The organism is Aquimarina penaris (assembly GCF_040786285.1).
GTDB lineage: Bacteria > Bacteroidota > Bacteroidia > Flavobacteriales > Flavobacteriaceae > Aquimarina.
Window position 1 is genome coordinate 530410 of the sequence record NZ_JBFMKQ010000003.1, and the last position, 21808, is coordinate 552217.

20 protein-coding genes are annotated in these 21808 nt (G+C 34.7%); 15 read left to right on the forward strand and 5 right to left on the reverse strand.

What is annotated here, in order from left to right:
* Positions 1–202: 202 nt before the first annotated feature.
* Positions 203–922 (reverse strand): arylesterase, encoded by a 720-nt coding sequence (locus tag ABW637_RS16130; RefSeq protein ID WP_367585752.1) that lies wholly within the window; start codon positions 920–922, stop codon positions 203–205.
* A 51-nt stretch (positions 923–973) separates the two neighbouring features.
* Here ABW637_RS16130 and ABW637_RS16135 point away from each other — a divergent pair, with 51 nt between their 5' ends.
* Both ABW637_RS16135 and ABW637_RS16140 read left to right on the forward strand, forming a co-directional pair.
* Positions 974–1663 carry an ABC transporter ATP-binding protein gene (locus ABW637_RS16135; protein ID WP_367585753.1) on the forward strand — a complete coding sequence of 230 codons (690 nt, stop codon included), beginning with the start codon at positions 974–976 and terminating at the stop codon, positions 1661–1663.
* Between the two features lie 47 nt (positions 1664–1710).
* Positions 1711–4203, forward strand: coding sequence for an ABC transporter permease (locus ABW637_RS16140; protein ID WP_367585903.1), 2493 nt, complete (start codon positions 1711–1713; stop codon positions 4201–4203).
* 141 nt (positions 4204–4344) lie between these two features.
* On the opposite strand, the gene ABW637_RS16145 is transcribed toward ABW637_RS16140, so the two are convergent.
* A complete protein-coding gene (locus ABW637_RS16145; protein WP_367585754.1) occupies positions 4345–5235 on the reverse strand; it encodes a LysR family transcriptional regulator in 891 nt (296 codons plus the stop codon).
* A 147-nt stretch (positions 5236–5382) separates the two neighbouring features.
* On the opposite strand from ABW637_RS16145, the gene ABW637_RS16150 reads away from it, so the two are divergent.
* From ABW637_RS16150 to ABW637_RS16185, 8 genes are all read left to right on the forward strand, one after another.
* Positions 5383–6099 carry an aspartate/glutamate racemase family protein gene (locus tag ABW637_RS16150; protein WP_367585755.1) on the forward strand — a complete coding sequence of 239 codons (717 nt, stop codon included), beginning with the start codon at positions 5383–5385 and terminating at the stop codon, positions 6097–6099.
* 70 nt (positions 6100–6169) lie between these two features.
* Complete coding sequence (locus tag ABW637_RS16155) at positions 6170–7024, forward strand: LamG-like jellyroll fold domain-containing protein (protein WP_367585756.1); 855 nt, start codon at positions 6170–6172, stop codon at positions 7022–7024.
* 122 nt (positions 7025–7146) lie between these two features.
* Positions 7147–7968 carry a GNAT family N-acetyltransferase gene (locus tag ABW637_RS16160; RefSeq protein WP_367585757.1) on the forward strand — a complete coding sequence of 274 codons (822 nt, stop codon included), beginning with the start codon at positions 7147–7149 and terminating at the stop codon, positions 7966–7968.
* A 338-nt stretch (positions 7969–8306) separates the two neighbouring features.
* Positions 8307–8723 carry an ABA4-like family protein gene (locus ABW637_RS16165; RefSeq protein WP_367585758.1) on the forward strand — a complete coding sequence of 139 codons (417 nt, stop codon included), beginning with the start codon at positions 8307–8309 and terminating at the stop codon, positions 8721–8723.
* A gap of 2 nt (positions 8724–8725) precedes the next feature.
* Positions 8726–9526, forward strand: coding sequence for a hypothetical protein (locus ABW637_RS16170; RefSeq protein ID WP_367585759.1), 801 nt, complete (start codon positions 8726–8728; stop codon positions 9524–9526).
* A gap of 3 nt (positions 9527–9529) precedes the next feature.
* Positions 9530–10603, forward strand: coding sequence for a sensor histidine kinase (locus ABW637_RS16175; RefSeq protein ID WP_367585760.1), 1074 nt, complete (start codon positions 9530–9532; stop codon positions 10601–10603).
* The gene (locus tag ABW637_RS16180) at positions 10600–11355 is read left to right on the forward strand and encodes a LytR/AlgR family response regulator transcription factor (protein ID WP_367585761.1); all 756 of its coding nucleotides are present in this window, start codon (positions 10600–10602) and stop codon (positions 11353–11355) included. The genes ABW637_RS16175 and ABW637_RS16180 overlap by 4 nt, the downstream gene beginning before the upstream one ends.
* 112 nt (positions 11356–11467) lie before the next feature.
* On the forward strand, positions 11468–12760 hold the full coding sequence (locus ABW637_RS16185) for a M20 metallopeptidase family protein (RefSeq protein WP_367585762.1): 1293 nt from the start codon (positions 11468–11470) through the stop codon (positions 12758–12760).
* A 244-nt stretch (positions 12761–13004) separates the two neighbouring features.
* Here ABW637_RS16185 and ABW637_RS16190 read toward each other — a convergent pair whose 3' ends face one another.
* The gene (locus tag ABW637_RS16190; protein ID WP_367585763.1) at positions 13005–13703 is read right to left on the reverse strand and encodes a LytR/AlgR family response regulator transcription factor; all 699 of its coding nucleotides are present in this window, start codon (positions 13701–13703) and stop codon (positions 13005–13007) included.
* A gap of 4 nt (positions 13704–13707) precedes the next feature.
* The gene (locus ABW637_RS16195) at positions 13708–15294 is read right to left on the reverse strand and encodes a histidine kinase (RefSeq protein WP_367585764.1); all 1587 of its coding nucleotides are present in this window, start codon (positions 15292–15294) and stop codon (positions 13708–13710) included.
* Between the two features lie 268 nt (positions 15295–15562).
* Here ABW637_RS16195 and ABW637_RS16200 point away from each other — a divergent pair, with 268 nt between their 5' ends.
* The 4 genes from ABW637_RS16200 to ABW637_RS16215 all read left to right on the forward strand — a co-directional run bounded on the left by ABW637_RS16200 (position 15563) and on the right by ABW637_RS16215 (position 19641).
* Positions 15563–16555: a hypothetical protein gene (locus tag ABW637_RS16200; RefSeq protein ID WP_367585765.1), complete on the forward strand. Its 993-nt coding sequence runs from the start codon at positions 15563–15565 to the stop codon at positions 16553–16555.
* A gap of 13 nt (positions 16556–16568) precedes the next feature.
* Positions 16569–17450, forward strand: a complete 882-nt coding sequence (locus tag ABW637_RS16205) for a beta-propeller domain-containing protein (RefSeq protein ID WP_367585766.1) — start codon at positions 16569–16571, stop codon at positions 17448–17450.
* Between the two features lie 77 nt (positions 17451–17527).
* A complete protein-coding gene (locus tag ABW637_RS16210; protein WP_367585767.1) occupies positions 17528–18724 on the forward strand; it encodes a serine hydrolase domain-containing protein in 1197 nt (398 codons plus the stop codon).
* Positions 18725–18747: 23 nt separating this feature from the next.
* The gene (locus tag ABW637_RS16215; protein ID WP_367585768.1) at positions 18748–19641 is read left to right on the forward strand and encodes a TolB-like translocation protein; all 894 of its coding nucleotides are present in this window, start codon (positions 18748–18750) and stop codon (positions 19639–19641) included.
* A 17-nt stretch (positions 19642–19658) separates the two neighbouring features.
* On the opposite strand, the gene ABW637_RS16220 is transcribed toward ABW637_RS16215, so the two are convergent.
* Positions 19659–20279, reverse strand: a complete 621-nt coding sequence (locus ABW637_RS16220) for a DUF4386 domain-containing protein (protein WP_367585769.1) — start codon at positions 20277–20279, stop codon at positions 19659–19661.
* A 292-nt stretch (positions 20280–20571) separates the two neighbouring features.
* Here ABW637_RS16220 and ABW637_RS16225 point away from each other — a divergent pair, with 292 nt between their 5' ends.
* On the forward strand, positions 20572–21729 hold the full coding sequence (locus ABW637_RS16225; protein WP_367585770.1) for a DUF7486 family protein: 1158 nt from the start codon (positions 20572–20574) through the stop codon (positions 21727–21729).
* The last annotated feature ends 79 nt before the right edge of the window (positions 21730–21808 follow it).

The following is a 21808-nucleotide window of genomic DNA, read 5'->3' on the forward strand; positions in this document are numbered from 1 at the left end:
TCTTAAGTTTAATTTTATACCAACGAAAATTACCCAAAACAGCGTTTAACCCCAATTAAATTAGACAAATCCAGCAATTGTATCTACCAATACTGTTTTTTTTAATAAATAGGATTAATAAGATATGTAAACAAAGTTTTGTACAACTTTCAACAGACAACACTCTGGTAAAACGAGCAATTGATAAGATTTGATCAGGTTATTATTTTATAACCTTTTCCAAAACGGCCCATACATTGTTGGCAAGGATCTTTTGTCCCTTGGCAGTAGGGTGGATGCCATCTGCCTGATTGAGTTCTGCAATACCGCCGACATCTTTTAAGAGAAATGGGATTAGTTCTAGCTTATTCTTCTGGGCCAGATCAGGAAAAATCGCTCTGAACTCAGAAATGTATTCGGGTCCCATATTTGGAGGTAACTGCATACCAGCCAATATGATCGTGGTTTCAGGGTTTTTCTTTCGTACCGCATCGATAATAGCCTGAAGATTCTCTCGCGTTTCGGTTAAAGGAACCCCACGTAACCCATCATTGGCGCCTAACTCTAATATAAAGACATCAACTTTCTGATTGAGTACCCAGGATATCCGGCTTTTTCCTCCTGCTGTAGTTTCTCCGCTTAGTCCCGAATTGATAACCGTGTACTGTAAGCCTAAAGAATCTAGTCGAGACTGAAGTATAGCGGGATATGCATCATTGATGTCATCTAGTCCGTAGCCAGCAGTCAAACTATCCCCAAAACAAAGAATGGTCTTAGTGGTGGTGTCTGTAGTTGCAGTGTTGCTATTTTCAACAGATTCTTTTTGTGTATTTATTCCTTTTTTAGTTGTGTTTTCTCCACAAGAAAGCAGCAAACCGAAAAATAAAAAATAACAAAACTTTAAGGAAATCGACTTATAACGAGTATCTAAATTCGAAATCATTTGCTTATTTTTCCTGTTTAGCATTTCCTGTAGAATTAATTGAAAGTCAACATGCCAAAGATATTAAAGATTCATGAACTGGAAAAAACTTATAGCAGTGGTTCAAAAAAACTTAAGGTCTTACACGATATCTCGTTTGAGGTTGAAAAAGGAGCTACATTTTCTATTGTGGGTCCTTCTGGGAGTGGTAAAACCACTTTACTTGGACTTTGTGCTGGATTAGACCACCAAGACTCAGGCACTGTTGAGTTATGTGGTCAGAATCTGCAAGAACTAGATGAAGATGAACGTGCGCAATTAAGAAATAAAGAGGTGGGATTTATATTTCAGGATTTTCAATTGTTACCCACATTGACTGCACTAGAGAACGTGATTGTACCCTTAGAGTTACAAGGAGTTAAAAATGCTGCTAAACAGGGGATGGAATTACTGAAAAAGGTTGGACTAGCGGATCGGTTTCATCACTATCCCTCGCAATTGTCTGGTGGAGAGCAGCAACGTGTGGCACTGGCCAGAGCTTTTTCGAATTCACCTTCTATATTATTTGCCGATGAGCCTACCGGAAATTTAGATGAGGAGACCGGTGAAAAGGTAATACAGCTCCTTTTTGAATTGAATACGGAAGCCGGAACTACTTTAGTGATCATCTCTCACGATCTAGATCTGGCAAACAGAACGCAACAAATCCTTCGATTAAAGGGTGGAAAAATTATGACCAACGAGAGAACCCCAATACAGTGATGAAGAAGCATTCATATTCAAAAGCTGGTGTCTCCTGGCTACTAAAGATGGCATGGCGTGATGGTAGGGCCAGTATTTCAAGGTTATTGCTATTCATGGCGTCTATCATTCTTGGTATTGCTGCTGTGGTTTCGATACAATTATTCGGCGAAAATATAAAACAGAATATCGAGCGTCAATCCAAAGTTTTAATCGGTGCCGATTTTATTATTGATAGCAGGCAGCTCCCCAATGAAAAAGTGCAGGCAATCATCGACTCCTTGGGAGTAGATGCTTACGAAATCAATTTTCCTTCTATGGCCGCATTTCCAAAAAATGGGGCTGCCAAATTGGTACAAGTACGCGGTATGGAAGGTCCCTTCCCGTTTTATGGAACTTTGGAAACCGAACCCATTACTGCAGCTGCTGAATATCAACAAAAAGGAGGAGCATTAGTAGATGCTACTCTAATGCTACAATATGATATCAAACCAGGTGATTCGATTAAGTTAGGAGTAATTACCTTACCCATTACAGGTGCTATTAATGCAATGCCTGGTCGTTCGGGGATCTCAACAACTGTGGCTCCAACCGTACTTATCCCTTTTCGATTTATCGAACAGACCGAACTGCTGCAATTAGGTAGTAGAAAAGAATATCAATACTTTTTTGTAGCTCCAGATATGGATCTTGACCAATTAGATGAGACTTTAGATCCCATCTTAGATGCTGAAAATGCAGATCTCGATACCCATACCAGTACCAGTAGACAAATAGGACGTAGTTATGGAAATATGGGTAAATTCCTAAATTTGGCAGCATTTATAGCCTTACTACTGGGTTGCATCGGTATTGCTAGCTCGGTTCATGTCTATATCAAGGAGAAATTAACCGATGTTACCGTTTTAAAATGTTTGGGTGCGAGCAGGAAACAGACCTTTTTGATCTACCTCATACAAATTGCGGCAATGGGCCTTATTGGAGGGGTAGTTGGTACAGTATTAGGGATAGGACTCCAACAGGCGCTTCCATTTCTTTTAGAAGAATTTTTACCATTTGATGTTCAAGTTTCGATCAGTCTACAACCCATTGTTATGGGGCTATTGTTAGGTGTTTTGATGTCGGTATTGTTTGCGTTGTTGCCCTTGCTTGGTACCTGGTATGTTTCGCCCTTAGAAGTTTTGCGGGTGTCTGAAGAGCAACCGGTAAGATCAAGAAGGGTACGAGGATTCACTTTTGGAGCGATCTTGCTTTTTATCCTTTTATTCTCTGTTTGGATCTTTAAAGACTTAGTATTTGCTTTGACGTTTGTTCTAGGTATTTTTGTCACTTTCGCTATCCTAGCCAGTATCTCTGCTTTGTTTATCAAGGCGATCAAGAGCTATTTTCCAACAGCTTGGGGATTTACCGCACGAACAAGTCTATTAAATCTCTTTCGACCCAATAATCAAACCATGGTACTCATTTTAGCTATAGGTCTGGGTACATTTTTGATCAGCACCTTATATTTTACAAAAGACATACTGTTAGCAAAAACTGCGCTAGACAATAGTCCTGACAATGCCAATATTATCTTAGTAGATGTACAGCCCGATCAGCGAGAAGAGGTAGTTGCCAGCATTAAACCTACAGGTTTGGAAGTCATCGATAACTTATCGATCGTTACCATGCGTATGCAAAGCATCAAAGGAAAATTGACCAACGAAATTCGAAAAGACACGAGCTCAACAATTACGGAATGGGTTTTGAATCATGAATTTAGAACTACCTTTCGTGATTCGCTTATCGCTTCAGAAACTGTTGTAGAAGGAAGTTGGTTAAAGGAGGTTAAACCGGGTGAAGCTGTTCATATCTCCATCTCAGAAAGTCTTGCTGAAGATGCCAACCTAGGAGTTGGAGATCCAATTGTCTTTAACGTACAAGGGGTATTGATGGAAACCACCGTAGGAAGTATTAGAAAAATAGACTGGGCAAGGTTACAGTTAAATTTTATGATCGTTTTTCCGAAAGGTGTATTAGAACAAGCACCACAATTTCATGTGCTAACGACCTATGTGCCTGATAATGAAACTTCAGCGATCTTGCAAAGAGAACTGGTAAGCAAATTCCCAAATATTACAGTCTTTGACCTTAGGCAGATATATACAGTCATTGAAGACATCTTAGAAAAAATCTCTTGGGTCATTAATTTTATGGCCTTCTTTAGTATTCTCACTGGCCTTATTGTATTAATAGGTTCGGTTCGTACCAGTAAATACCAACGTATTAAAGAGAGCGTATTATTACGAACATTAGGTGCTAAGAGCAAGCAGATTCTTCGCATCACAGCACTTGAATATTTGTTTTTAGGAATACTGGGTAGCTTTACCGGAATCTTATTATCCTTAATTAGTAGTCAATTGTTGGCCACACTGCTGTTCGAAGAACCCTTTGTGCCTTCAGGTATTCCATTTTTACTTTTTTTGCCTGGTATTGTGATTTTAGTATTGGTCATTGGATTAAGCAATATTAAAAGTGTACTGCAAAGCCCGCCTTTGGAGATATTGAGGAAAGTGGGATAGTAGATGGATAATATAGTTTTCAGCCTCAAAACCTTCCTAGAGCTCAAAAGATTAATGCTAAGAGATAATATATGGTTATGGTATTATAATATTGCTCGCATATATCATTCGGTTAGATTTGAGACTGCATATTGGAATGGATTATGCTTCTAAAAATTCTTCCTCAAAACTAGAGATGAAATCGTGGATATATTTTTTATTACGATGTCTCATTTTTACAACTAAGTAATGGTTTCGTTTTAAACCATTTTTTCCAATACGTTTAAACATCAACTCTTTTGACAATTTAAAAGGAGTCAATTGCCATTTTGGAGCGCACATAATTCCCATATTAGCATGTATCATTGATAATGTAATTTCTGTAAACGGAATTGCAGAAATCTTAATTGGATGTATTCCATTTGGTTTTAGAAACTGCTCATAGACAGCTACACCTTCTAACGGAAAAGAGTTTATCAACAAGTGTATGTCTGAAAAATCACTTGCTTCCAAATAGTCTAAACCATTGAGATGATTTTCTTTATGTACAACAGCAAAAATCTCATCTTCAAACACTTTTATACTTTCTAATTCTTCAGAAGCAGGTTTAGATGTTACAATGGCAATATCTATATCATTAGATAATACCTGTGATATGGTTTGATGCGTTGCTCCAAGACTTATATCTATATCAATTTCTGGATATAGCATCCCCATTTTTTGTATAAACCCAGGAATGGTATGAAAAAACGATTGGCATTCTGCACTTAACTTAATAGCACCTTTTGAGCCTTCTTTTATATGCTGAATGTTACTAAAACTTTCATCTATCGTACTAAAAAGTTTATTACCCAATTTATATAGTTCTGAACCTTCTTGAGTTAATTCCCATTTATTTCTTGTTCTGTGAAAGACTTTAAAACCTAACCGTTCTTCTAACTCACGTAATTGATGACTTAAAGCTGATTGTGTTAAAAAAAGTCGTTCGGTAGAATTAGCAATACTGCCTTCTTCTGCAATGGTTTTAATAAGCCTAAAGTATTTCAATTCCATAATTCAAAGATACGATACATTATATATTGTTGTAGTTGAAAAATTTTCAACTATCGCTATTAGAGCATTCAATTAACTTTCTAGCATCATACTACTTACTAGGCTAATTTTGGCCAAAACAAAAGTCAAAACAGCAAGAATAATATTATGAAAACAATAGGATTAATAGGCGGAATGGGTTGGGAGTCTTCTAAGCTATACTATGAGCGAATGAACAAAAAAGTGAACCAAATGTTAGGAGATTCACATTCGGCAAAGATTATTATGGTATCCGTTGATTTTTCAGAAATAGAAAAACTAACGTTTGCAAAAGATTGGAAAACAATAGGGAGCATTGTTGCAAATAGTGCAAGACAGCTTGAGAAAGCAGGTGCAGATATGATCGTATTATGTACTAATTTAATTCATATTGTAAGTGATAACATTACCCACGCTGTTTCTATTCCATTTTTACATATTGCAGATACTACTGGTGAAGCTATACAAATACAAGGGCTTAAAAAAGTACTTTTATTAGGAACAAAATATACTATGGAGATGGACTTTTATACCAAAATTCTAGAAGAATCATATGGATTAAAAGTTACAATTCCGTACGAAGAAGATAGGACTAGAGTTCATGATATTATCTATAAAGAATTACTAAAAGGAGTATTTACCAAAACCTCAAAGCAACAAATACTAAAAATCATTAAAAAATCTCAGAAAGAAGGAGTAAAGGGAGTAATATTTGCGTGTACAGAGTTACCTATGCTAGTCAAAAAAAGTGACCTAAAAATACCAACTTTTGATACAGGGAAAATTCATGCTCACAAAGCTATTGAATGGAGTTTGAAGGATTCTTATGATTCAGTTTTTTGTTAAAATGACCTAGACAATTTTAATAATTATAATAGGGTAGATGCTATAAATATTAATCTTAAATCAAAAAATTATGAAATTAACTATGATTTTTTCTATATCCAGCGTATTCTTTTTTCTTATTACAAGTATTTCTTTTTCGCAAAACAAACAATTAAAGGATCATATACTTTTTTATAGTTCTTTCGACGGAAAAGTATCTGCAGATGTATCAGTTGGCGATGCAATGATGTATACAGCCGAAAACTATAAAAAAACAGCGAATGCCAAACCTGGTTTACACAATCCTGACGTTGTTTTAGCTAAAAATAAAGGCCTTGTGGGTGACGCGCTTCATTTTAAAAAGGCAAACACTTCGGCTATTTTTTATAACGCTTACAACAATGTGGGGTATAGTAGTACATCATGGAGTGGTACTGTATCATTTTGGTTGCAATTAGACCCCAACAAAGACTTAGCACCGGGCTATTGTGACCCAATATGCATTACAGATGTTAGATACAACGATGCGGCCTTATGGGTAGATTTCACAGATCATGATCCTAGAAAATTTCGATTAGGAGCTATGGGAGATTTAGAGGTTTGGAACCCAGAAAACGAAAACGATGAGGCTAAGTGGGAAAAACGTACTGTTACGGTAAAGCAGCCTCCTTTTAAAAGCCAAAAATGGACGCACATTGTCATTACTTTTTCAAAAGTAAATACAACAAAACCTATATTCAAGTTATACCTGGATGGTCAATTGAAGGGTGTTATAAAAGATGTAAATGATCCCTTTACATGGGAAGCAGAAAAAGGAAAAATTATGCTAGGTTTAGGCTATATTGGCATGATGGATGAACTTGCCGTTTTTGATAAGCCACTAGATCCTAAAGAAGTGAAATCTGTTTTCGAACTAAAAAATGGCCTAAAAACTTTATTCAAATGATTACCTTAAAGAACAAAACTAAAAAGTTTATAAGTCGTAATTTGCTTTAACATAATTATTTTCAGTATACACAAGCCGAAAAACCCTAATGTAGAAACGACAAATTTTAGATAAGGATACATATGCAAGTTAAAAATTTAGAGCAAATTGATTTTTCCATTATTATGGAATGTTTTCTAAAAGCATTTGAGAATTATTTTGTGAAAATGCCAATTGAGCATGACTACTATAAGAAACGTTGGAAAACGGCAGGCGTAAGGTTAGATTTATCTTACGGAATGTTTGATGGCAATACATTGGTAGGTTTTATCATTAATGCCATTGATGAACGTAATGGGAAATTAATAGCCTTTAATACTGGTACAGGAGTACTTCCTGAATATAGAGGACAATATATCGTAAGATCAATCTATCAATTTGCGCTTCCTGAATTACAAAAACACAGAGTATCAGAATGTCGATTGGAAGTCATAAAAGATAATAAAAAAGCTATAAAAATTTATGAAGGCATTGGTTTTACTATAACTAAAAGCTTTAAGTGCTATCATGGAGATTTTCTTCTTAAAAACAAAGTACAAGATTTTGAATTGAAAACAGTCGAGAGTAGCTATTTTGACTGGAAAACTTTACAACAAAACACGTATTCCTGGGATAATTACTATACTACAGTTACAAAAGGGACGTATGACTACTATATTATTTCTGTACAAGGTAATTCTGACTCTTATTTTATTATGAATCCAGAGAATGGCTACATATCTCAATTTAACGTATTAAGAGAAAGCACAAATAATTGGATACGATTATTTACTGCTATACGAAGTGTATCAAAAACAATAAAAATCAATAATGTAGATGAAGTTTTAAAAGAAAAGATTGATGTTTTAGAAGAAATCGGTTTAAAAAATACTGTGGATCAATATGAGATGAAGATGCTATTGTGAAGCTACCTCGTATCCAATGGTAACTGACTAAGAAGTAAACAAGGCTGTCTTACAGAAAATAGCCTTGTTTACTTGACTTAGAAACGGTCTAATTATTTAGTAATTCTAAAGCACGTTCTATTCCACCATCTTTTTCTTCTTGAAAATCTAAAGTTGATAAAATGGTACTCGATTTTCTTGATTTTCAGGTCCAAGTATAGAATAGGAATATATCTAACAAAAAGTATAACAATTCAGAAACATATTACGACGATTCAAAAGAATATGATTTCGTATTCTTCTTATGAATAACATATTTGGCTATAGATTAACCCTATAACTTTTTAAATAGCTAAAATATGACTCCAACAGAAATTTTTTCAATAGCAGGTATGATTACAATTCCTATGTGGATTTTAATGATCTTATTACCTAAATGGAAAGTGACTAAATTCTTAATTGATTATAAAGTAATTCCGTTAGTATTATCCTTGATGTATGCGATCTATATTCTTAAAGCTATCCAAATAGGAGGAATGATGGATTTTGGAAGCCTTACATCAGTTATGAAATTGTTTACAGAAGAAAATGCTGTTTTGGCTGGTTGGATACATTACCTTGCTTTTGACCTTATAGTGGGTATGTGGATGTTAGATCAAAACAAGAAACTTAAAATTCATCAATTCATAATGGCTCCTTGTTTATTTGCCACATTTATGTTCGGGCCTCTAGGCTTTCTAGTTTTCATGATTATTAAAACAATTAAACAGAAGTAATCATGACCAATTTAAAGCAAGTATTTAGTACAGTAAAAAAGGAAAGTCCAATACTTTATGGAATTGTAATAACCCATTTAATTTTAGCTATTGTATGTATCGTTGGTCTTTTTATTGATGATAGAACTCTAGTAGGGGTTAATGTATGGATTAAACCATTAAAATTTTCAATTTCTGGAGCTATTTATATTTTAACTGTAGGATATCTTATGACCTTATATCCTTATTCTAAAAAAAAGAAAAATATTCTTAATGCCATTGTTTCCTGGACATTACTAATAGAAATAGGTATTATTGTGTATCAAGGAGCGCGTGGTGTGCAATCTCACTACAATCAATCGAATTTATTTGATGGTTTATTATTTGCAGCCATGGGCATTTTAATTGCAATCAATGTTTTAATTATGATCGTATTTATATTCGATACCATTAGATTAAAATTAAAAGCACCCCAATCAATTCAGTTGGCCATAGTATTAGGGTGGATTATAATCGTCGTAGGAAGTTGGGTAGGTGGACAAATGATAAGCCAAATGTCTCATAATATTGGAGTAGTAGATGGAGGTGCTGGATTACCATTAGTTAATTGGAGTACTATTGGAGGGGATTTGAGAGTGGCACATTTTTTTGGATTGCATGGCATACAAATAATTCCGTTATTCGCACTATGGCTATCTAATAAATGGAAAACGACAAGTAAAAATCAGATTATTGCTGTTACTGTTTTTGGGTTAATATATGCTTCATGGATTGGGTTTATATTCTATCAAGCCAAACAAGGGATACCATTAATAAGTTTATAATTCATGAGGATACTTAACAAAAAAAAACGGATTCAATACTTAGGGTTTAATGATATTTGGTTTACTGTAATTGGTATTCTTATCATAAGTATTATAACCAACTATTTATTTAATAACCCATTAGAAAGAAATTCTTTATTGTTAATTTTTATAGGCTGGATTGTCTCATTATTTTTCACAATCTGTGATTGGTTTATTATACGGTTTATTTTGATTTTTTTACGAAAAAAGTATCCCAATTTTCAAGATGATATAAAACGGATCATCGTCCTTCTCCTTGCGATTATTTGTACCATAGTAATTGTTGATTTTGTTGGAGGTAGTTTACTATCAGAATTTTTTAATCTCCTAGGTTTTAATTCTTCGCATATCACCCAATTAAAGGTGCTTGTGCCTATCATATTAATCACTATTATGAATATGGCAATATATGAAGCTGTTTATTATTATGTGAGACTTAAAAAATCAATAAGAGAAGAAGAACAAGCTAAACAAGTAATGATTCAGGCGCAATTAGATACGTTAAGGAATCAAGCACAACCCCATTTTTTGTTTAATAGTCTAAATACCTTACGAGATATTATTGATCAAGATTCTAAAGAAGATGCAAAAGGATTTGTTGATAACCTATCTGATGTTTACCGTTTTATTATCGAGTCTGGTAATTCAAATTTAATTTCCTTAGAAGAAGAGTTGAAATTTGCTAAAGCTTATATTCATATCCAATCAGAAAGATTTGGAGATAACTTAAAGCTGAATTGGAATATTCCTGAAGATAAATTAGCATCTATGATCATACCTATGAGTTTACAGCTTTTATTAGAAAATGCTATAAAACATAATATTGTTTCTAAAGCTAAACCTTTGCTTATTACAGTAACCATTAAAGCAGATGCTTTGGTAGTGAGTAACAAAATTCAAACGAAATCAACCCAAACACTATCCACAAAAATTGGATTAAAAAATATTGAAAAACGGTACCAACTTATATCGAGTAAAACGCCTATTGTCAATAATGATGGAGAGCATTTTACAGTTTCTCTTCCATTATTAAAATCATCAAAAGAAAAGTCATGAAAATACTAATCGTTGAAGATGAACCTCGTGCTGCAAGTCAGTTACAAAACTTATTAGACAAAAGTGTTTTTGAATTTGAAGTACTAACTGTTATCGATTCCGTTGAAGATACGGTTTCATGGTTTAGAAAAAATAAGATACCAGATTTGGTGTTCATGGATATTCAACTGGCAGACGGCTTAAGTTTTGAGATTTTTCAGAAAATAGAGGTAACTTCGCCCATTATTTTTACTACGGCTTTTGACCAATACGCCATTCAAGCATTTAAAGTAAATAGTATCGACTATTTACTAAAGCCCATTAAACAAAATGACTTAGACGCTGCATTAAACAAATTTTCAAAATCTAAAAGTCTATCAAATGCTATAGAACCGAATATTTTAAAAGAACTTTTGAGTAGTATGCAAACCCCACAAAAACGCTCAGGAATATTAGTAAAAGAGGGGAGTGGCTTTGTACAAATAAGGATCTCAGAGCTTTTATATATGTATTCGCAGGATAGTATCACTTTTGGTATTACCCATAACAAGCGCTACATCATAGATGAGACTATGGATCAATTGTTTGATTCTTTAGATGATACTAAATTTTACAGAATTAATAGAGGCCAGATTATTTCTAAAATTTCAGTTCAGAAAATAGAACCTTATTTTAATCATCGCGTAAAATTATCTGTTTCCAACCCAAGAGATCAGGAGTTTATTGTAAGCAGACAAAAGACAAGCGATTTTAAAGATTGGATGAACAAATAAAAAGCTTGTGACGTTTCAAATAACAATACCTACGTTTCAGCACAAAGTACTACTATTGAGGATCGATTAAAACCATATTTGTGATATAATTAATAACAACAACTATTATATCATGAAATTAAAATTTATAACAATAGTATTATTACTTACTACAGGAACATTTTGTGCACAATCAACTAAAACTACAGACACCTACAAAGACATCGTAAATAAAACGGATGTCATCTATGAAAATCTAGTTAAAGTTAGGAGAGATTTACATATGCATCCAGAAATTTCTACTCAAGAAGAAAGAACTTCTAAAATAGTTGCTGAATATTTAAGGGGTTTGGGTTTAGAGGTAAAAACAAATATTGGAGGAAATGGTGTAGTAGGTATTTTAAAAGGAGGTAAAAAAGGCAGGAAAATAGCTTGGCGAGCAGATATGGATGCTATAAAAACTGATGAACCGGATGTGGTTAGTTTTACATCTAAAAATGAAGGCATACGGCATATCTGTGGTCATGATGTGCATACAACAATAGGCTTAGGAATAGCTAACGTTCTTTCTCAACAAAAAGAAAATCTTGAAGGTACTGTTTATTTTATTTTTCAACCGGCAGAAGAAACGTTCACAGGAGCAAAAGATATGATTGCAGACGGTCTTTTTGATATGATCAAGCCAGATGAAATTTATGGCTTACATATTGGTCCAGAAACATCTGGAGTGATCAATGTTAAGGCTAATGAGTTATTTGCACACACAAAAACACTTAAGGTTGAATTTAAACCTAATACTGATAATAAAGAGTTAGAAAACTTTATGAATAGTATATTAAAAGGTTTTGTTCGTAATATTGAACAAAAAGGCTCACCCTGGGATCTCATAAGTAAAATTTCTGATCCTAAAATAGGACTGACAAATCAAGAAACAATTTTTAAAGATTACTTTATTTTACAAGGGGCGAGACTTAATACAGATACAGATAAGGCTGTTACTTTTTATAATGCTAGTTTTCTTGAAACTGATATAAAAAGAGTGAATAACATACCTCTTGAAATAAAAAAACAAATCCTTACCTCTAAATTTAAAGATTCTTTTATCTCCATTGGATATTCAAAGGATTATGCAGGAACCCCTATAAATGATGCTGAACTCACAAAAATTGCATCACAAACAATTTCTAGTTTTTATAACAAAGAAATGTTTAAACCACTGTACGGCCAAGTTCCTTACTTTGGCGAAGATTTTATATTCTATCAGCAAAAAGTACCAGGGGTATTCTTTTTCCTGGGGGGATCTAATATTGAAAAAGGTATAATTTCTATGCCACATTCACCCAACTTTGCTGTAGATGAAACAACAATAAAATATGGAGTACAATCTTTTGCTACATTAATTTTTGAACGAACAAACAGTAAATAAAAGAATCACTTTTAATTCATCAATATATAATCAAAACTCTCGAAATAAGTTCAGGTTAAAAATGGTATTATGAAAAAAATACTATTTTACCTGAACTTATTTCTATTTTCTTAATATGGTCTCAAGAGCCTTTAACCACAACGCAATGGCAAGAAAATCTTCGTTTTATTCAAAACACCATACATAAAAACGCTTGTTGGTTACAATATGGTGCCGTTATATCTGCAATTATGTAATATATATATTAAAACCACTTGGCCTTTAGATCTTTGTACTTGGTTCTTCCGATAGGGATACGTTCTCCATTTTTAAGCTCGGCCATATATTTACTTCCGGATGCTACACTAATTTTCGTTACCTCAGACATCTTTACTAAGTATGATTTGTGGATACGTTCAAAAGAAGATGATAACAACTGTTCTAGCTTTTCGAGTGATTTATCATGTAGTTCCTTTTTTCCATCAGCCAGAAAGAGTTCGGTATAGGCACCAGCTCCTTTGATATAAAGTACATCTTCAATAGGTATTAGTTGTATCCTATGCCTTTTTTTAATGGCTAAAAATTTAACCTCATTCGTTTCTATCTTTTCATTAGCAATAGTCCGATGTAAAGCTTGTTCTAAGCGTTCCCTATTAAAGGGTTTAGGAACAAAATCTAAAACCCCATATTCAAAAGCAGTAATTGCTTGATCTCTGTAAGCAGAAATAACTATCGTATGAAACGATTTAGAAACCGCTGTAGTCAACAGGTCAAAACCATTGTCACCATTAAGATTCAAATCTAGAAGAACAAGATCTAATGAATTATTTTCAATAAACCTCAATGCTTCATGGAGTGTATTACTATGCCCCAGCGATTGTAAAGTGTCTCCAAAAAAATCACGAGTCATTCGTTCAACTCTTTTGGCTATTCTTGATTCATCTTCAACAATTAAAATGTTCATCTCCTTAAGAATATATTTTTAGGGTATTTTTCCAACCCTTATTTGTTGGTACAGAGGTGAAATCCCATTTTTCATGGTAACTCTCTGTTAGTCGAGCTTTTATGTATTTTAGCCCTGTGCCTTCTTTTTTATTACTCGTCGATTGCCTCACATTAGCAGCAAACGTCAAAAATGTATAACACTTGTAATGACTATTCGATTCAAAAATAAGCTTAAAGGTAATACTGTTATCTTCTAGAGGCAGGCTATGCGTAATTCCATTTTCCAATAGGGTATGAAATACTGCAGGTGGTATTTTTTCCTTAGGATCTATACCTTCTTCTTCCCAAAAATAGTTGATTTCTTTTCGGTATTCCATAATCTCCAGATGAGTACGACAAAGTGCTATCTCTTGAGCAATAGGAATCAATGTTTGATTTTCTATCTGATTAAAAAGATCAAATTCTTTGGCTAAAGCTTCTATAAACAAAACACCTTTCTTAGGGGTTTCTTCTACCCAATCTATTAATGAGGTCAAGGTGTTCATTAGAAAATGAGGTTGAATATTCTTTTTTAGTAATTCTAGTCGTAAGCGTGTGGATTGAACTAGAGAAGTTTCATAAGCCAGCCGTTGTTCTTTGATTCTGAGAGAAAGTAAATAAAACATCCCAAGAAGAATAAGACTGAAACCTACAAATAAACTAATGTTAAAGGGAGTGGCAAAACCTATAGCTATGGATAGTAGGAGAGTGCATAGTACGAGAAGTGCACCTTTCATCTTTTTATAAACCCCAAACCCCACAATCCCAAATGAAAACAACCACATGCTTAAAACCATATTATTGGCAGTCAATTCATAGACATATCTTGACAGGAAAAAGAACAATAAAACAACGGAATAAATGGTAAGCAGTAGTTTTCTTTTGGGGAAAGGAAACTGCATAGAAAAATAGAACGGAATCAAAAAAGAAATCCCAAGCATCAAAATACTTATGACCCGTAAGCGTACCACATGCATACTGTAATGGATGGGTATATAGGTTTTCATGAATTCTGCCAATATCAAAGCAAAAAAGAGAAAACAGCAAATACTGAAAATTAGTGTTGCATACTCCTTTTTGTCACTTAGAAAGAGAAATAGAAAATAGAAAGAAGCGATAAGAAAGGCACCTGCAAAGAGATGCATATAGGAAGATTCGATGAGTCGATCGTTTAATAGATCGTCGTAATAACCCATCTTTAACTCCCATATTCCGGAATGATCCGGGAAATAATAAAGACTTGAGCGTATGGCCAATAGATGTTCGCCCTCTTCTGTTAGATGAGTCGGAATACTAAAGGTAGCCCACATTTTACCTTCAGGTGGTAGTACCGCTTCCTGACCTGGATTCCCATTTTTCCCAATCAACACCCCATCCCAAAAAACCTCATATTCTCCATAAACATCCAGCTGGATTCCATAGGGATGTAATGACTCAGGAGCTTTCAAAATATTAATTGGAGTCCTGAACCAGTACATCTGACCACCCAATACAACTGGTTTTTCTTTTTTCCAGTACTGATCATTCAGATCTTTGGCGGCCCATTCTTGTTGATCTCCAATCTTGAACACGGTTTCATGTTCCTTAAAAATAGGGTTTTGAGAGCAGGAGGTCACAAGTAATAGTAAGCATATTAAAAGGAGATTGGAGAAAAATCTCAAGTTCATTTTTAGCGATTTTACTGATGCAAGATAATCATTATAATCATCCTCTTAGAGTAGTTCATTATGGTATAGAGCAGTTGGTAAAATTTAGATGAGATAAATGCGATAAAAAGACATCCTTTGTAAGATGAAAAACTAGTAATGAGATATTTTAAATATACAAAAGGAAGAAAAAATGAAAACTAATAATTTGAAACAAGTTAGAACCTTATTCATTTTAACTTTTCTACTTGGCTTTAGTGCTTCTTGTCAGGATAATAAAAAGTCAAACCTTACTTTACTCAGCAATCAAATCCCCACGGATACGCCTTTAATTTTTGCTTCAGGTATTATTTCAATAGATGACCACGTCTCAAGCTCGATTACTTTTAGTTCAGATATGGACGAACTGTTTTTTAATCGTAGAAAACCAGGTGAGAGCCATAATCTCTATACTATGAAATTGATAGATGGAAAATGGTCAGCACCGAAACCAGCATCTTTTTCAACAAACAAAGAGCATCTGGATTTTCATTCCCGTTTTAGTCCGAAAGGGGACCGCCTCTATTTCGGAAGCACAAGACAGCTTAAGAATACTATTACAACATCAACTACACCAAGAGGATTACATCAATGGTATGTTGAAAAAGATGAAAGCGGTGGTTGGGGTGAGCCCATTATTATGAGAAAACCGTTTCTAGATATATATATCATGTGTGCGACACCCTCAGAGAATGGCAACCTATATTTCACTTCTGGGAAGGGACCTGGTGCTGATGATGAGGGCATTTACTATGCCGTCAATCAGAACGGTCATTATGCTGATATCGAAAGAATGGATGATGTAATCAACGCTAATGGCAAGTGGATTGCCCACCCATTTATAGCCCCCGACGAAAGCTATATCCTATACGATTCTCAAAAGGCTTCAGAACCTAATAATAGCGATATATTCATCAGCTTCAATAACAAGGGGATCTGGACAGAGTCCTATGATTTGGGACCCAAAATAAATACGAAGATAAATGAGAATGCTCCCACTGTTTCAGCCGATGGGAAGTATCTTTTTTTCTCTAGAGGAGAAGAAAAAGTTAGAGAAGATGGAAGTACGTATTGGACATCGTATACGTATTGGGTGGATTTTATCCAGTTGAAAAAAGAACTTCTGGAGCATATAAAAAGTAACTAACAATCGAAACTATATGAAAAAAAATATGCCTTTAAAAACTCTTTTAAGTACAGTGTTATTAATAACTTTTTTGTCATGTGATGAAACGCCTAAAGCAACTTCCTATGCAATTGGTTATACATCATTACCATCAGGCATTATAGAAATTTATTCAACTGATGTAGAGGGTAAATCAACTATTAAAAGTACAAATCAGAATGGTGGATATGTTGCTTGGTCTCCTGATGGAAAACGTATTGCTTTTTATGCAAAATATGATGACAAAAAGACTTGGTCTATTCATACAATGAATAGTGATGGCACGAATAGAAAACGATTAACTCATGCCAAAAATAAATGGGATAATGCTCCTGATTGGTCTCCAGATGGAACAAAAATTGTTTTTGCAAGAGAGTATAAGGATGCTGAAGGGGTTTGGCATCCCGAAATTTGGATCATGAATTCAGATGGTAGTGAACAGACTCAAATAAAGTCACTAAAAGGGAGTAACCCTTATTTTACTCCAGACGGTAAAATTGTCTTTTCTTGGGAATTCGAAGATAAGAGTAGTGCTATAAGTATAGCAGATATTGATGGAAAAAATATCATTCAGCTAACACGTAATGGTGCTAAAGAATGGCATCCAGATGTTTCTGCTGATGGTAAGCAAATTGCCTTTATGTCTGATAGAGATGGAAACTTTGAAATTTATGTCATGGATATAAATGGTTCTAATCAAAAGCGATTGACATATAATGATGTTCGTGATTCTATGCCATCCTGGTCACCTGATGGTTCTCAACTAATCTTTGCTTCAAAAACGGATGGAATACGTACGATTTATAGTATGAATAAGGATGGCGCTGAAGTAAAAAAAATTATGTCCAATGGGGGACAGGCTGCATGGTTAAAATAGCTAAATAAAACAGAAAGTAAGAACTAGCAAATTTTAATACCAATAATCTTTCTATCACTATTAAACACTTATAAATAATGAAAAACAAAATAGGACTTGTGCTTTTAATGCTTCTAATACTCACACATAATGGTTTTGCTCAACAAAGTGATACTCTGGCGCCAGAGGCTACAGTTGCCGAAGCAAAGCTTTCATACAGGGACATTCCTGATCTCAAAGAAGCCTTTATCGATGTAGCGCCACAAGATAGAAAAGACGGTATCCTTGTCGGTGAATTAGGCATCGATGGTGGTAATAAAGCGATGATTCTTAAACTAGCAAAGGAGATCGCAAACAATACATATGGCAAGTATGATAGCTTTCTTATTGCCTACAAAGGTAAACTCCTTTTTGAATCCTATTATTTACGTGGTCGTATCAATCTGCCACATTACCAAGCGTCGGCGACTAAAACCTATACTAGCTTAGCACTCGGTCGTGCTATCCAGATGGGATATCTATCCATGGCTGATTTAGACAAACCATTGATCAGTTTTCTTAAAGACCTCGATCCAACAAAATTTGTTGCCGGTGTAGAAAAGATCACGCTGAATCATGCGCTGACCATGCGTACAGGTATCCGCATTAGTAAAGAACAGGAAGAAGAATTCAAAAAAAATCCTGCTATGTTAAAAGGGCAAGGGCGGATTCAAGTTTTACTTGAGAATAGCATGCCTATAACTACAGTATCTCAAAGCTTTAAATATGGTTATGGCCCAGGTTTGGTGATGCAAGTCATCAATGCCGTTGTTCCAGGTACAGCCAAAGATTTTATTAAAAATGAACTTCTTGACAAAATGGACATCAAGAATTATGGTTGGCGAACAGCCGTAAGTGGATTACCAGAATCTGGATGGCGTACAAGGTTCACCTCACGCGATATGATTAAGTGGGGAACTTTGGCCATGAACAAAGGAAAATGGAATGGAGTACAGCTGGTTCCCGAGGCGTTTATCGCCAAAGCAACCAGCAGAATCCTCTATACCGGGGATGACGACGTCTACGGCGGCGGCAAAGATGTATCTAATCAAGGGTACGGCTATTTCTGGTGGAGTGGAGATTTGAAAGTTGGTAACAAAAGCTATTTCTGCACATCTGCTCAGGGGGGTAACGGTCAGTATATCATTCTAATCGAGGAGTTGGACTTGATGGTTGTGATTACCGCTCATGATAACGATAATAGTACCTTGCAAATAACCGCAGAGGAAATCTTACCAGCTTTTATCAAGAAATAGCAAATAGTATGAAAATCTAAACAATGAGAAAAACGTATTTTATTTTAATGCTTGCAGGGACACTATTTTTAAATGCCTGCACTACTAAAAAAGAACATTCAAAAGATAAAAAACAAGCAACTAGAGAAAACCTCTATTTAGGCCAAAAACCACCAGGTTTAATTCCTGAACCTTTTGCCCCTGGTATAGTCACGACAGAAGATTGGGAAGTTAGTGGTGTCTTTACACCAGATATGAAGGAGTTCTACTTTATTAGAGAGGGTAAAGAAACTAAAGACCAAGAACTTGTTGTTTTTCAATATCAAAATAACCAATGGCAGGAATCCGTTGTATCGCCCAGGGTAGGAACTCCCTTTATCGCTCCCGATGGTAAGACCATGCATTTGGGTAGAAGATATAAGGAACGTACCGAGTCCGGTGGTTGGTCAGCGTTAAAAAAACTTGGCTCTTCTTTCGAAGAGATACAGATCATGCGCCTTACGGTGTCGTCAAAAGGAACCTATGTTTTTGATGAGATAGGCATGCCAGACGGAGATGGCATTATTCGTTATTCGCGATTAATAGACGGGAAACGCGAAGAACCCAAGCCATTTGGTGCAGCCATTAACACTGGCAGAATGAATGCTCACCCTTTCATCGCACCAGATGAATCCTATTTGATATGGGATGGTGAAAGAGATAGCGGATACGGCGATTCTGATATCTATATAAGCTTTAAACAGCAAGATGGTTCATGGGGTAAGGCTATTAATTTGGGTGACAAAGTAAATACTGATGGTTGGGAAGCGATTGCCTGTGTAACACCAGATGGTAAATACCTTTTTTTCAATAGGAATATGACCCCAGACAACTACGAAAATGTAGATATATTCTGGGTAGATGCTCAGGTTATTGAAACACTCAGACCCAAACAGTAATCCATAAAATCTATTTTTCAAGGTAGTTTCTTTCTTTTTGCTAGGAGCCATATACTAAGTAAGAGTTCTGCAAGAGCCATTGTCAACATAATACTTACCTGGATCGTTTTGGGCAGATTTATGTTTACAAAAAAAACAACGTATGTGAACGATGCAAACATTAATACTATACCAAGGCTTTTAGGTATATATTTTGACTTGAAAACCGAATAACCAAGTACAAGAATGTGCAACGCAAAAAATATATATCCAAAAAGCTTTATAGACTCATAGCCATAAACATCGATAATTTGAAAAACCAGAGCAAATAACCCAATTATCAATGTACAAGCATATAGCAGTCTTAGAGCTCCGGTAACCAACGCAAGGTTTTTATTAACTGGCTTAAGAACTACATAAAGCGCGAGACCAATAATGGAATCTAAAGCAAGTACCAGTAGATAACCAATAACTGCAAAACCAAACAGTTTCTTATTAGCCTCAATATCTCTGGCTAGCGTTGCAGTATCTCCAGGCACAACAAAATTTGCTAAAAGAAAATCATCAACTAAGGTTACGATAAAAACCGAAGTGATAAATGCAACCCCTACGACCATTGCAGCTTTTCTGGACGAAATATTAGAGAGAAAATTTTTCATATTAATTGCTGCTGGTTGATCATTTTGCACATGATTAAATATTGGTATACTGTAAAATTACTCCTTAAGATTATCAAGGTCAATGATATAAATCAGAATTTATATTAGGGCGTACTTGCATTATGTACTACCCTGAGCTGCCACACTGAGCTTGTCGAAGTGTTGTCGAAGGGATAGGAGGAAAGCCTAATGTGTGTAGAATCAATATACATCTATTGTTTTATGACTAATATCATGAAAAAAGGTATCATCATTTTTTACTTTTAGATAATTTGAAAGTTAAGTTTTAATTATGAAAAACTCAAACCATTCATTCGTTAGATCTATCAGTTATAATTTATTTATTCTTGGGTTTTTATTCTTATTAATGGCCTGTAATAATAGCCCTTCAAAAGATAAAACCAGTAAAACTGAAACAGAGGAAATTGTAAAAGTTGACGATATCTATTGGAATGTTAAAGCCATTCTTCCAGATGGAAAAAGCTTAGATGTTAAAGCCTTTGATGAAGAAGGAAAATCCTTCGACATTAAGGCAGTTCAAAACTCCGATCAAGATAGCTTCTTAGATGTTAAAGCTATTGCAGATAGTGAGGGATTACCAGTTAAGTTGTTATTGAATGATGAGCAATTTGCACCTGTTGCTGCTATAAGTAATGAAGGAAATACGTATGACATTAAAGCAATAACAGAAGAAGGTGAAAAACTGGATATAAAAGGCATTAGAAGATTTGGAAATATTGTCATCATGAAAGCCATTACTAAAGAGGGTAAATATATTGGATTACAAGCTATTTCTCCAGACGGAAAACAGAATGATATTAAAGGCATAAAGGTTAATAGAGGAGAAAGAGAGATGACATTAAAAGGTGTAGCGGTCCATGCTCATGTTAAAGCAATGCACCCAGCTGCTAATGAAGCTGAGTTTAAAATGTTTAAAAAATCGGAAATTAATAAGAAAAGAAAGTATAAAACCGATTTCGAAAGAATTATCTGGAATATTAAGGCGGTAACTACCGATGGTAAAAATCTAGATGTGAAAGCTTTTGATCCTGAAGGCAATACATTTGATGTAAAAGCAACACAAGATTCTAAACAGCATAGTTTTATGAATATTAAGGCATTTGTAGAGGAGTACGAACTACCTGTTAAAATAATGCAAAGTTCAGACGAATATGCACCTGTCAAGGCTATTGGAAAAAAGGGCACAGTATACGAAATTAAAGCATTAACTGAAGATAATGTAAAACTAGATATAAAAGGTATTAGTCGTTCTGGTAATATTGTTAATGTTAAAGCTATAAATGAAAATGGGGAATTCTATGGTGTTAAAGCTTTTGCTCCAGACGGAAAACTTAATCAAGTAAAAGGTATTAAGATTTTTGACAGAGAAGTAGAGATGAAAGTACAAGGACAACCAGTATATGCTCATTTAAAAGCTATTAATCAATAGTCTGCTCTGTCGTATCTGTAATTATGTAAAATGCAAGCATATGTCATTTTGCTTTAGCCTTGTGTGAATGACATATAAA